Genomic DNA, 13264 nt, shown 5'->3' on the forward strand with positions numbered 1-13264 from the left:
CGCCCGGCGGATGCCGAGCGACGTCAACCTGTTGTTATGTGGTGCACCGCGCCCCCTTCACGCGCATCAATCACGTGGGTGCCTCGTCAGTGGAGGGCTGACACTTCGATCATCAACCTGCTGCCACAAGCGACCTGCTCTGACTGCGACCTCAGGTAAGCAAGAAACGACATCACATCGCCAGCAGGATGATTTGTAGGATATTCACCGACGATCCCGCCCGAACTTTGCATGTCAAAATTATGCGGCCCCACTGGGACGGCTCAAATCCGGGTAAGATGCGCGCCTTTGCCCCCAGACGGCCTGATCATGCCCGCGACTGCACGTTTCCCGCTCCTGCCCTATTTATTTGCCCTGATCCTCGGTGTGCTGGCCCTCGGCGGCTATTGGTACGGCCTTGGCCAACCGGTGGTGCTGCCGGACGTGGCCAGCGCCAGCCACAAGCTGCAATGTGCGTCCTACACGCCCTTCGACAAAGACCAATCGCCGTTCGACCAGCCGTTCAAACTGCGCCCCGAGCGCATGGACGCCGACCTGGCGTTGCTGGCCACCCGTTTCGAATGCATCCGCACCTACTCCCAGACCGGCCTTGAAGACTTGCCGGCACTGGCGCGCAAACACGGCCTGAAGCTGATGAGCGGCGCATGGGTCAGCAGTGATCCGGTGGCCACCGCCAAGGAAGTCGAGGCACTGATCGCTTCGGCCAATGCCAACCCCGACGTCGTCACCTCGGTGATCGTCGGCAACGAAACCCTGCTGCGCAAGGAAGTCACCGCCGGGCAGTTGGTCAAGCTGATCCATCACGTCAAGGACCATATCAAGCAACCGGTCACCTACGCCGATGTGTGGGAGTTCTGGCTGCAACACCCGGAAATCGCCCCGGCCGTGGACTTCCTGACCATCCACCTGCTGCCTTACTGGGAAGATGACCCGTCGGGCATCGACCAGGCGCTCAAGCACGTGGGCGATGTGCGCCAGACCTTCGGCAACAAGTTCGCCCCCAAGGATGTGATGATCGGCGAGACCGGCTGGCCGAGCGAAGGCCGTCAGCGGGAAACCGCAGTGCCGAGCCGGGTCAACGAAGCCAAGTTCATGCGCGGGTTCGTGGCCATGGCTGAAGCCAATGGCTGGCACTACAACCTGATCGAAGCGTTTGACCAGCCGTGGAAACGCGCCAGCGAAGGTGCTGTGGGTGGTTACTGGGGTCTGTTCGATGCGGATCGCCAGGACAAGGGCGTTCTCGCCGGCCCGGTGACCAATGTGCCGTACTGGCCGGTTTGGCTGGGGGTTGGCGGGATTATCCTGCTGGGTACGCTGCTGTTGGGCGGCCGCGTACGCACCACCCGTGCTGCGTTGGTGTTGCCGTTGCTCGGTGCCGTCGCTGCCTGCTCAATCGGCACCTGGGGCGAATTGAACCGGGTCACAGCGCGCTTCACCGATGAGTGGGTGTGGGCTGGATTGCTGGTGGCCTTGAACCTTGCGGTACTGGCTCACGCCGCCCTGGCGTTGAGTGCACGAGAAGGTTGGCGTGAACGCGCCTTCAACTGGATCGAGCAACGCGCTGGCTGGCTGGTGGCAATCGCCGGGTTCGCCGGTGCGGTCATGATGCTGGCGCTGGTGTTTGACCCGCGTTATCGCAGCTTCCCGAGTGCCGCGCTGGTATTGCCGGCGCTGGTGTACCTGGTACGTCCGGTGAGCGGGCTGCGGCGGGAGATTGCGCTGCTGGCGTTCATCATCGGTGCCGGTATTGCGCCGCAGCTGTTCCGTGAAGGGCTGATGAACCAACAGGCGTGGGGTTGGGCAGTGGTGAGCCTGCTCATGGTTGTAGCGTTGTGGCGATGCTTGCGGGTGCGCAAGGCTTAAGACCGCTTTCGCAGGCAAGCCAGCTCCCACATTTGGATCTGTGAACACGATCAAATATGGGAGCTGGCTTGCCTGCGATGGTGCCCTGTCAGGCTGCCCGAGGCGCCCTGACCAACCGCAACCCCGCAATCACCACCGCAAACACCGCAAAGGTCGTGTTGTACAACGCCAACGCCGGAAACCCGAACACCAGCGCCAACACCGCCAACCCCCACCCGGCTCGGCCCGGCACAAAAAACGCCAGCACCGACGTGATCAACGCCGCCCAGCCCAGCACCTTGAAGTGAATCATCAGCCCCAGGTTGGAACGCACCTGGCATTCCCAGCGGCTGGCCTCGTCAGCACAAATGCCCACCCAGCGGCCGTCCTCCATGAATCCGTAACGCGCGCCATAACTGGCGGCCAGCCAAAGCGGCAGGGCAATAAGCAACAGAATCAGCGGAAAACGGCGGGACATGAGGCACTCCGATAGACGAAAACGGCGCCCAGCTTAATCCCCCGGCAGCCGTTGGCAAGGCTTGGAAACAGATAAGTATTCATTAGTGCGTGCCAAAGTGTATCGTCTGGCTACTATTACCCCGATTCCGACGTTTTTTCCGACTTTTCGTGCCGAAGGCTGGCACTTCGGCAGCAACGCGGTGGTCATAGCCTGCGAACTCCACTTCAGCACGTTTTCCTCTTAGGGATTTAGTCATGCTCCGTTCCTTGCGCTGTGCGGCCCTGTTGGGCAGCCTTTTTCTGAGTGCGTCAGCACTGGCGGTCGATATCGACCAGGCCAGCTATGGCTACCCTTTGACCAACCCATTTGAAGCGACCATCGCGACCACCCCGCCGAACCTGCGGCCGGAACTGCCGTCCGACGATGAAATCAATCAGTCCGACTACACCCTGACGATGCGCCCCGAGCGTGAATTCAGCCTGCCCGACAATTTCTGGGCAGTGAAGAAACTCACCTACCGCATCGCCAAGCAAGACCGCGCCGCACCGCTGATCTTCCTGATCGCCGGCACCGGCGCACGCTTTGACAGCACCATCAACGAATACCTGAAAAAGCTGTACTACAAGGCCGGTTACCACGTCGTCCAGCTGTCGTCCCCCACCAGCTTCGACTTCATCGCCGCCGCCTCGCGCTTCGCCACACCCGGCATCAGCCAGGAAGACGCCGAAGACATGTACCGCGTGATGCAGGCCGTACGTGCGCAAAACCCGACGCTGCCCGTGACCGACTTCTACCTCACCGGCTACAGCCTCGGCGCCCTCGACGCAGCCTTTGTCAGCAAGCTGGACGAAACCCGTCGCAGCTTCAACTTCAAGAAAGTCCTGCTGCTGAACCCGCCGGTCAACCTCTATACCTCGATCACCAACCTCGACAAGCTGGTGCAGACCGAAGTGAAGGGCATCAACAACAGCACCACCTTCTATGAACTGGTGTTGAACAAGCTGACCCGCTACTTCCAGCAAAAGGGCTACATCGACCTCAACGATGCACTGCTCTACGACTTCCAGAACTCCAAGGAACACCTGACCAACGAACAGATGGCGATGCTGATCGGCACTTCGTTCCGCTTCTCGGCTGCCGACATTGCCTTCACCTCGGACCTGATCAACCGCCGCGGCCTGATCATCCCGCCCAAGTACCCGATCAGCGAAGGCACCAGCCTCACCCCGTTCCTCAAGCGTGCGCTGCAGTGCGACTTCGACTGCTACCTCACCGAACAGGTGATCCCGATGTGGCGTGCCCGTTCCGACGGTGGCAGCCTGTTGCAACTGGTTGACCAGGTCAGCCTGTATGCCCTCAAGGACTACCTGCACGACAGCCCGAAAATCGCCGTCATGCACAACGCCGACGACGTGATCCTGGGCCCGGGCGACCTTGGCTTCCTGCGTAAAACCTTCGGCGATCGCTTGACCGTCTACCCCCTGGGCGGCCATTGCGGCAACCTCAATTACCGCGTCAACGCCGACGCCATGCTGGAGTTCTTCCGTGGCTAAATATCTTCTGCTGCTCGCCGCCCTGATGTGCGCGGGCGTGGCCAATGCCGACAACAGCAAGGCCCACACGCCGACTGTAGTGGACTCCGACGGCTTCAAGGAGCCACTGAGCCATCTCAAGTTCAACCCCGGCCTGGACCAGCGTGAGTTCGAGCGTTCGTCGGTCAACGCCCTGAATGTCTACGACCCGCTGGAGTCGTGGAACCGTCGGGTGTACCACTTCAACTACCGCTTCGACCAGTGGGTGTTCCTGCCGGTGGTGGACGGTTACCGTTATGTCACCCCAAGCTTCCTGCGCACCGGCGTCAGCAACTTCTTCAACAACCTGGGGGATGTGCCCAACCTGTTGAACAGCCTGCTGCAGCTCAAGGGCCACCGTTCCCTGGAAACCACCGGGCGTTTGCTGCTCAACACCACCATCGGCATCGCCGGCTTGTGGGACCCGGCCACCGCCATGGGCCTGCCGCGCCAGAGCGAAGACTTCGGCCAGACCCTGGGCTTCTACGGTGTACCGGGTGGCGCCTACCTGGTGCTGCCGCTCTTCGGCCCCTCCAACCTGCGGGATACCACCGGCCTGCTGGTGGACTACGGCGCCGAGACCGAGATCAACTTCCTGAACGTGTCCAAGGTCAGCGAAAACCACCCGGAAATCTGGGCCCTGCGTGCTGTCGACAAGCGCTACCAGACCAGCTTCCGCTACGGCCAGATGAACTCGCCGTTCGAGTATGAAAAGGTGCGCTACGTGTACACCGAGGCGCGCAAGTTGCAGATCGCCGAGTAATACCCCCTGTAGGCGCTGGCTTGCCAGCGCCTACATCCCCCGCCGACACCACTTCCGCCACGTAAACCGCAATTGCAGCACGGCCGCCCTGGCCATATCCCTGTCCTGCTCAGCCAGCACCGAAGGCTGCTCAAGGGCTTCAAGCATCGCAACGCTGGCCGCGTCCATCAGTGACTCATTCGCCACGCTCGGTCCACCCTCCTCCAGCGCCGTCTCCAACGCCCGCAAATAGCGATCACGTTCAATCGCCAACGCGCCCCGGCTGCCCGCCAGGCAGGCACGCAATTCCAGCAACTCATCCCCCAGGTCCAGCCCGAGCAATCCATTGTCCCAATGGGCACGGCGATCAGCAGGCAAGGTTTCGCTGTAGCGCGACAAGCGAATCAGCCGGTCCGCCATGCGCCCGCCAAACCAGCTTTCAGCCTGTTCCAAGGGACGGGAAGTCAATTGCGCCAGGTCGAACAACGACGCCTTGAACATCCGCCGATAGTGATGCTCACCGGGATTGAGCTGGATCAGCCGAAACACCAGTACGGCGATCCCGACCCCCACCAACGTCGCAATGGCCTTGTTGAGGAAGGCGGCGAAGTCGTAGGTCATCACATTGCTGGGCCCGACGTTGTTGACGAAAAAAATGCAGAACGCTGAAGCCGTCGCCGCCAGTTTGAGGCGGCTCATGCACAGCGAAGCGAAAAACAGCGGCACGCCCAACGCCAGGCATAACAAGGGAAAGCCATCGAAGCCGGGCAACAGCACGAAGCACACAAACCCCGCCACCGGGATCGAAAGCGCAATGCCCTTGAGGAAATTCAGGCTTGAGGCCGACGGGTTTTCCCGTGCCGCAAACAGGCTCAGCACCACACCACAAATCGACACCGCGCCCAACCCCGAAGGCCATGCCGTAAAGATCCAGAACGCCGCCACCGCCAGGAACGCCAAGGCACTGCGCAACCCACCGAGCACGCCCTGCTCAATATCCCGGTGCCAGGACATCGCCCCCGGCGCGCCGGGCGGCACCCTGCCTTCTTCGACCGCGACCAGCGTCAATCCCCCCAGCTCAATCAAACGCAGTACTCGAGCCAGTTGCATCAGGCAAAAGTGCGCCTCCTGGCCAAGATGCGGAGCCTGCAAGACCAGGCCAAGCCGTTGCGCCAGCTCGGGCAGGTCATCGAGACGCTCCTGCTGCAACGCACCCGCCACCTCTTCAATCAGTGGCACCACCGCTGCCGTCTCATCGAGCATCATCCGCTGGCGCGCCACACCCCGCGCCGCCCGCAGCAGGCTGAGCAGGTCACGGCTGAGCACGCGCAAGGCCTGGGAGCGGCGTCGGCCCTTGGGCCCTTCAAACCAGGCGTGGTCGCGCTGGCTGTCCACCGCCACCAGGCGGCTCAACGCTTCGAGCAACCCTTTACGCTGATCATTGCCCAACAGCTCCGAAGCCGCGGCGCGCACTCCGGCCTGCCACGCGGCCCGCGCTTGAACCGCCAACACCTGCTCTACCCGGCGGGGCCATAAAATCGTGCTGGCGATGGAGGCGCAAAGGATCCCCAGGCTAATCTCCTGACAGCGTGCCACCGCCTCATCGAACACCCCCAGAGGTGCTGCGGTAGCCGGCAACGCAATAATCGCCGTGGTGTAACCCGCCAGTACAAAACCATAGGACGCGTGATTGCGCAGCAGCGAAGCCCCAGTGGTACAGAACGCCAGCCACAGCGCCATGCACAGCAGGAACAACAGCGGTGCCTGGCCAAACACGCCGATCATCGCGATGGAGACCATGGCCCCGACAAACGTGCCTACCAGCCGATACGCGCCTTTGGCCAAGACCATGCCGCTGGTGGACTGGCCAACGATAAACACCGTGGTCAAAGCCCATTGAGGCTGCTGCAAGTCAAAACAGAAGGCCAGGTACAACGCGACCCCGCCGGCGATCATGTTGCGCAAGGCAAACAGCAGATCGTTGCGGGAGGGGGCCAGCGTCGCTTGCCAGAAATCAGGGAGCTGAAAGGTGGAAGATTTCATGGAACCCGCATATAGATAGCAAGCTAATGATTAGCATCGTATCTATATTTTTTGCGAATGCCAATGTCGCGGTTATTTGACCAACCGCTTTTCCTTGGACGGCCTGTAGCCAAAGTAGGCGCTGTAGCACTTGCTGAAATGGCTCGGCGAGACAAACCCGCAAGCCACCAACACATCCACCTGGGACAGCTCGGTGTGTTGAAGCAGCCGGCGAGCCTCGGTAATGCGCAGTTCCAGGTAATAACGCTGAGGTGTGGTGCCCAGTTGCTCCTTGAACAAGCGCTCCAACTGGCGCCGGGAACGGCCCGCATAGACGGCCAGTTGCTCAAGTTCCAGAGGCTCTTCGAGGTTGGCGTCCATCAGGTTGACCACCTCGCGCAACGGCGCGCTCAAGCAGACGTTCTCAGTCGGTTTCACCCGCCGGTAGCGCGACTCCTCAAACGCCAGGATGTCCTCGATCCCCTCCACCAACGCTTTACCGTACAGCCCCTTGATCCAGTCCAGCGCCATATGAAACGCCCCGGACGGACTCGATGCCGTCAACCGGTCGCGGTCAATCACATACGGCTCGCTGCTGACCTGGGTCGCCTTGCAGAACTCGGCCAGGGCCGGGCGATGTTCCGGATGCACGGCGCATCGGTAGCCCCCCAGCAAACCCGCACGCCCGAGGAACCAAGCACCATTCCACAAACCGGCGAGGTTCACCCCCTGCTCCGCAGCGCTTTTCAGCAGATGGATGAATTCGTCGCAGGCCTTCAGTTCGGTGCGATAGCCACCGCAAATCACCAGCAGGTCCAACTCTTTAAGCACCGAAGACTCAAGCCGCGCATCGGGCCGGATCACCAGCCCCAGGTCGCTGGTCACCTCGCCTTCCTGCAAGCCGAAGGTCGAGGTAGAAAACGACGCGGGCCGCAGCAGGTTCGCGGTGATCAGCGTATCCAGCGCCTGGGTAAACGCCGGCAGCGAGAAATGTTCGAGCAACACAAATCCCGCACGCACCGTCTGACGGGCCTCGCCGGGACTTTCATTCAGGTAACGGAGGTTCTTGCCTTTCATGCCCCCGCTGAACTGCCGTCGCTCGATCAATTGCCTACGCCCTCGCCCGCTTCCAGAGGTTACCCACCACGCTGACCACCGCCAACACCACGGCCCCGGCGATGATCCCTGCCACGGCATTGAGCAACGTCGGCATCAACCACGCCAGCCCGCCGGTGCTCTGGCTCACCGTCTCGATCCAGTGATGCACCACCGGTACACCGTGGGTCAGGATCCCGCCGCCGACCATGAACATCGCCGCCGTGCCGATCACCGACAGGCTTTTCATCATGTACGGCGCCGCCCGCAAGATCGCCCCGCCAATGCTGCGCGCCGCCTGGCCGGGCTTCTGGGTGAGCCACAGGCCCAGGTCATCGAGTTTGACGATACCGGCCACCAGGCCGTAGACGCCGATGGTCATGACGATGGCGATACCCGACAACACGATCACTTGCTGCATCAGCGGCGCATCGGCCACGGTGCCGAGGGTGATGGCGATGATTTCGGCGGAGAGGATGAAATCGGTACGGATCGCGCCCTTGATCTTGTCCTTCTCGAAGGCCACCAGGTCCGTGGCCGGATCCGCCACGGCTTCCACCAGGTGCGCCTGTTCTTCGGTGCGCTTGTGGAAGAAGCTATGGGCGAGTTTTTCGAAGCCCTCAAAACATAAATAAGCGCCGCCCAGCATCAACAGCGGCGTCACCGCCCACGGCGCAAACGCGCTGATCAGCAAGGCAGCCGGCACCAGGATCAGCTTGTTGACGAAGGAGCCCTTGGCCACCGCCCACACCACCGGGATCTCCCGCTCGGCGCGCACCCCGGAGACTTGCTGGGCATTCAGCGCCAGGTCATCCCCCAACACGCCGGCGGTTTTCTTCGCAGCCATCTTGGTCATCAACGCCACATCGTCGAGCACCGCAGCGATGTCGTCGATCAATACCAGCAAACTGCTTCCTGCCATGGCTCAGGCTTCCCGTGATTCAAAGTGCGCCGAGAATAACGCGGCGCACACCGGGTTAGCGAGCCGTTCAGTGCTGAGGGGTTTGCCAACCACCGCCCAGGCTCTGGATCAGCGCCACACTGCCCTGGCTGAGCTGGCCCTGGGTGTCGCGAAGATTCTGCTCGGCTTGCAGCAACACCAGTTGCTGGGTCAGCACGGCTTCCTGGCTGACGGTGCCGGCGCGCAGCTGCGCCTCCTGGCTGCCGAACAGTTGCTGGTTGCGCTGGTAGACCTGCTGGAAGGCGTCGGCCTGGGTTTGCAGGTGGTTGATTGCCGAGAGGTTATCTTCGACGTTCTGCAAGGCACTGAGCACGGTGCCCCGGTAATTGGCGGCGATCTGGTCGTAGCTGGCCTCGGCCTGCCTGACCGCCGCTTCACGGGCGCCGCCGTCAAACAGGGTTTCCGCCAGGGCCGGGCCCAGGGTCCAGATGCGATTGGGCAGCGAGAATAGCCCGCCAAGGGCACTGCCCCGATAGCCGGCTTCAGCGGTGAGGTCCAGGGTCGGGAAGAATGCGGCTTCAGCCACGCCAATTTTCGCGTTGGCCGCCGCCGCCGAGCGCTCCGCCGCGACCACATCGGGACGCCGTTGCAGCAGGGTCGATGGCAAGGTCAAAGGGGGCGCGGCAGGACGAAGCTGTAGTCATCCCGCACAGCCACGGCAAACTCGCTCGGCGCCACACCCACCAGCACGGCCAGCGCATGTTCGTACTGCTCGCGGTCACGCAGCGAGGTCTGTAGATCGGCGATCGAGGTGGTCAACTGGTCTTGGGCCACCAGCAACTGGTCGTTGGTGGCGACGCCCTGGGTGAACTGCACCTGAATCATGTCCAGCAGTTGCTGATTGATCTTCTGCTGTTGTTGCAACAGGCGCACGTCGATATCCATCTGCCGCAGGGCCAGGTAGTTGCTGGCGACGCTGGAACTGATGGACAACCGCACCCCGGCCAGCAATGCGTCGGACTGCTGGGCGGTGGCCTGGCTGGACTCGATCCCGCGCCGCACCAGGCCCCACAGGTCCGGCTCCCAACTGGCGGTCAAGGTCGCGCTGACACTGTTCGAGACCCCGCCCGTCGTGGTACCGGTAGTCGACGTACCGCTGCCGCTGCCTGTCGACCCCCGCGAACCCGACAATCCTACGCCGACGGTCGGCCACAACCCTGCACGACTGGACGCCACCTGCGCCTGGGCCAAACGATAAGCGGCCTCCGCCGCGATGATCGACTGGTTGGCCTTGGCCGAGCGCGCCACCAGGTCGTTCAACACTGGGTCCTGATAGGCCAGCCACCACTGACTGTCCATCGCCCCCTGGGGATTCGACGCCGCACGCTGCCACTGCGCGCCTTCCTTGAATGACTGCGGCAGCTCCATGGCGGGCTTCTGGTAATCGGGCCCGACCATGCAGCCGCCGAGCAGCAGGCTGATGCAAAGCACGCTGTATTTCACATTCATAACCTTGCTTCCTTACGCCGACCCAGGCGCTGTGACGCCCGGTCGAGCCACAGGTAGATCACCGGGGTGGTGTACAGCGTCAGCACCTGGCTGAACAGCAGGCCACCAATAATCGAAATCCCCAACGGCCGGCGCAGCTCCGAACCGTAGCCGGTGCCCAGCACCAGCGGCAGCGCGCCAAGAATCGCCGCCAGGGTAGTCATCATGATCGGCCGAAAACGGATCAGGCAGGCCCGGCGAATCGCTTCCTTGGCCGTGAGGCCGAACTCCCGCCGCTCGGTGATCGCGAAGTCGATCATCATGATCGCGTTCTTCTTCACGATACCGATCAACAGAATCACCCCCACCAGCGCAATGATCGACAGCTCGGTGCCGGTCAGCAGCAAGGCAATCAGCGCACCGACACCGGCCGAGGGCAAGGTCGAGAGGATGGTCAGCGGGTGCATCAGGTTTTCGTAGAGGATGCCCAGCACGATATACACCGAGAGCAACGCGGCGACGATCAGCAACGGTTCGCTGGCCACCGACGACTGGAACACCTGGGCCGTACCGGCAAACTGGCCCACCACACTGGCGGGCATGCGCAGCTGCTTCACCGCGTCGTCCACCATTGCCGTGGCCTGGCCGATGGACGTGCCGGGGGCCAGGTTGAACGAGACCGTCACCGCCGGGAACGTGCCCTGGTGACTGATGGAAATCGCCGTGCGCGCCACCGTGTTGTCCGCCAGGGCCGACAGCGGCACCAGGGTCTGTTGAGTGGTCAGGTTGGGCGCTGCCGTGGTGCCCTTGGTGGCCGTGGCCTGGGTGCCCGTCGGCACGTAAATACCTTTGAGCGCTGAAGGGTCGGTCCAGTATTCCGGGGCGATTTCCATCACCACGTGGTATTGGTTGGCCGCGCGATACAGGGTGGCGACCTGGCGCTGGCCAAAGGCGTCGTACAGCGCCTGGTCGACCGCCGAGATACTCACCCCGAGGCGCGCCGCCGTGTCGCGATTGATCTGCACATTGGCCAGCAGGCTGTTGTCCTGCTGGTCGGTATTGAGGTCGGTCAGTTGCGGCAACTTGTGCAGCACCTCCACCACCTTGGGCACCCATTCGTCCAGGGATTCCTGGTCATCGGCGGTCAGGGTGTACTGGTATTGCGCGCCACTTTGCCGACCACCTACGGTGATGTCCTGGGCCGATTGCAAATACAGCTTGGTGCCCGGCAGGTCGCCAAGGCTGCGCCGGATCTGCCCGATCACCTCGGTGGCGTTGTCCTTGCGGTCCCCCAGGGGCTTGAGCAAGACAAACATCTGCGCGCTGTTGACCGCCCCGCCGCCGCCTCCGCCACCCCCGACAAAGCCAGCCACGGTTTCGATGTTCGGGTTCTTCATCACCTTGCGGTTGATCTCGGTGAAGTCCTTCTGCATTGCCCCGTAGGAAATGCTCTGGTTCGCCAGGATGCTGCCTTGCAAGCGTCCGGTGTCTTCCTGGGGAAAGAAGCCCTTGGGCACCAGCACGTACAGCACGCCAGCGAGGACGATCACCAGCACCGTGACAAAGCCCATCAGCACCGTATGGTCGATCACCCAGCCGAGGGTGCGATCGTAGAAGCGGTGAAAGCGCGAATCCGGGTGTTCGTTGCCTTGGTGAATCTCCTTCGGCGCCCGCAGCAGCACACTGGCGAGCATCGGCGTGACGGTCAGGGAGATCAGCATCGAGATCACGATGGCCACCGACAACGACACCGAAAACTCACGGAACAGCCGCCCGACAATCCCGCCCATCAGCAGCAGCGGAATAAACACCGCCACCAGGGACACGCTGATGGTCAGTACCGTAAAGCCGACTTCACGGGCCCCTTCCAGCGCGGCCTCCACCCGGGTCTTGCCGCGCTCCAGGTGGCGCATGATGTTTTCCACCACCACGATGGCATCGTCCACCACGAAGCCGGTGGAAATGGTCAGCGCCATGAGGGACAGGTTGTTCAGGCTGTAGCCGAGGAAGTACATCGCGCCGAAGGTGCCAAGCAACGACAGCGGTACCACGATCGCCGGCACCAGGGTGCTGCGCCAGTCGCGGAAGAAACCGAACGTCACCAGGGTCACCAGCAGGATCGACACCAGCAAGGTCACTTCCACGTCGTGCAACGAGGCACGAATGGTGGTGGTGCGGTCCATCAGCAGGCTGAGCTTGATCGTCGCCGGAATCGAGCTCTGCAAAAACGGCAGCGAGGCTTTCACCGCGTCCACCGTTTCGATCACGTTGGCCCCCGGCTGCTTGAACACCACCAGCAACACCGCCGGCTTGCCGTTGGACAGGCCGAAGTTGCGCAGGTCCTGCACGTCTTCGCGCACGTAGCCCAGGTCGGAGATATGGATCAGGTCGCCGTTGTGGGCCTTGACCACCAGTGGCCCATAGTCCTTTTCATCGAGCAACTGGTCGTTCGCCGCAATCCCGTAGTTACGGTCGCCGATGGCCACGTTGCCCTTGGGCAGGTTGACGTTGGAGGCGTTGATCACCTGGCGCACCTGCTCCAGGCTGACGCCGTACTGGTTGAGCCGGTCGGGGTTCAATTCCACCCGCACCGCCGGCAGCGCGCCGCCGCCCACCGTCACGTCACCGACGCCGGTGGTCTGCAACAACTTCTGCTCCAGCAGGGTCGAGGCCACGTCATACATCTGCCCCGGCGTGGCGCTGTCGGAGGTCAGGCTGATGATCAGGATCGGCGAGTCGGCCGGGTTGACCTTGCGGTACGTCGGGTTGCCCGACAGGTCACTGGGCAGGTTGCTGCGGGCGGCGTTGATCGCGGCCTGCACGTCCCGGGCGGCGCCGTCGATGTCGCGGTTCAGGTCGAACTGCAAGATGATCCGCGCCGAGCCGAGGCTGCTGGACGAGGTCATCTGCGTGACCCCGGCGATCTGCCCGAACTGCCGCTCCAGGGGCGTGGCCACCGAACTGGCAACCGTGGTGGGATCGGCACCGGGCAACGAGGCGCTGACGCTGATGGTGGGGAAATCCACCTCCGGCAGCGGCGCCACCGGCAACAGCATAAAGGCCAGCGCGCCAAACAACGCGAGGCCGGCCGCCATCAAGGTGGTTGCAATCGGGCGGCGAACAAACGGCGCGCTGAGGTTCAT

General features: G+C 62.6%; 8 protein-coding genes and 1 pseudogene. 3 read left to right on the plus strand and 6 right to left on the minus strand.

Going from position 1 to position 13264, the window contains the following annotated elements:
* Positions 1-309: 309 nt before the first annotated feature.
* Entirely contained in the window at positions 310-1863 is a 1554-nt protein-coding gene (locus JFU58_RS00915) for a glycoside hydrolase family 17 protein (RefSeq protein ID WP_093210195.1), read from the plus strand.
* A gap of 88 nt (positions 1864-1951) precedes the next feature.
* Here JFU58_RS00915 and JFU58_RS00920 read toward each other — a convergent pair whose 3' ends face one another.
* The gene (locus JFU58_RS00920; RefSeq protein ID WP_063028197.1) at positions 1952-2320 is read right to left on the minus strand and encodes a hypothetical protein; all 369 of its coding nucleotides are present in this window, start codon (positions 2318-2320) and stop codon (positions 1952-1954) included.
* Positions 2321-2556: 236 nt separating this feature from the next.
* Here JFU58_RS00920 and JFU58_RS00925 point away from each other — a divergent pair, with 236 nt between their 5' ends.
* Both JFU58_RS00925 and JFU58_RS00930 read left to right on the plus strand, forming a co-directional pair.
* The gene (locus JFU58_RS00925; protein ID WP_010166231.1) at positions 2557-3855 is read left to right on the plus strand and encodes a serine protein kinase PrkA; all 1299 of its coding nucleotides are present in this window, start codon (positions 2557-2559) and stop codon (positions 3853-3855) included.
* On the plus strand, positions 3848-4636 hold the full coding sequence (locus JFU58_RS00930; protein ID WP_003210582.1) for an MlaA family lipoprotein: 789 nt from the start codon (positions 3848-3850) through the stop codon (positions 4634-4636). Before JFU58_RS00925 ends, JFU58_RS00930 begins: the two co-directional genes overlap by 8 nt.
* Before the next feature lie 30 nt (positions 4637-4666).
* Here the strand turns inward: JFU58_RS00930 and JFU58_RS00935 are convergent, their stop codons facing one another.
* The 5 genes and pseudogenes from JFU58_RS00935 to JFU58_RS00955 all read right to left on the minus strand — a co-directional run bounded on the left by JFU58_RS00935 (position 4667) and on the right by JFU58_RS00955 (position 13264).
* Positions 4667-6658, minus strand: a complete 1992-nt coding sequence (locus tag JFU58_RS00935) for an FUSC family protein (RefSeq protein WP_201139701.1) — start codon at positions 6656-6658, stop codon at positions 4667-4669.
* 72 nt (positions 6659-6730) lie between these two features.
* A complete protein-coding gene (locus tag JFU58_RS00940; RefSeq protein WP_093207576.1) occupies positions 6731-7714 on the minus strand; it encodes a GlxA family transcriptional regulator in 984 nt (327 codons plus the stop codon).
* 34 nt (positions 7715-7748) lie between these two features.
* Complete coding sequence (locus JFU58_RS00945; RefSeq protein ID WP_063028192.1) at positions 7749-8654, minus strand: DUF808 domain-containing protein; 906 nt, start codon at positions 8652-8654, stop codon at positions 7749-7751.
* A gap of 67 nt (positions 8655-8721) precedes the next feature.
* Positions 8722-10142 (minus strand): annotated as a pseudogene (locus JFU58_RS00950) (efflux transporter outer membrane subunit).
* The gene (locus JFU58_RS00955) at positions 10139-13264 is read right to left on the minus strand and encodes an efflux RND transporter permease subunit (RefSeq protein ID WP_177025445.1); all 3126 of its coding nucleotides are present in this window, start codon (positions 13262-13264) and stop codon (positions 10139-10141) included. Before JFU58_RS00955 ends, JFU58_RS00950 begins: the two are co-directional and overlap by 4 nt.

Source organism: Pseudomonas sp. TH34, from assembly GCF_016650865.1.
GTDB classification, from domain to species: domain Bacteria; phylum Pseudomonadota; class Gammaproteobacteria; order Pseudomonadales; family Pseudomonadaceae; genus Aquipseudomonas; species Aquipseudomonas yamanorum.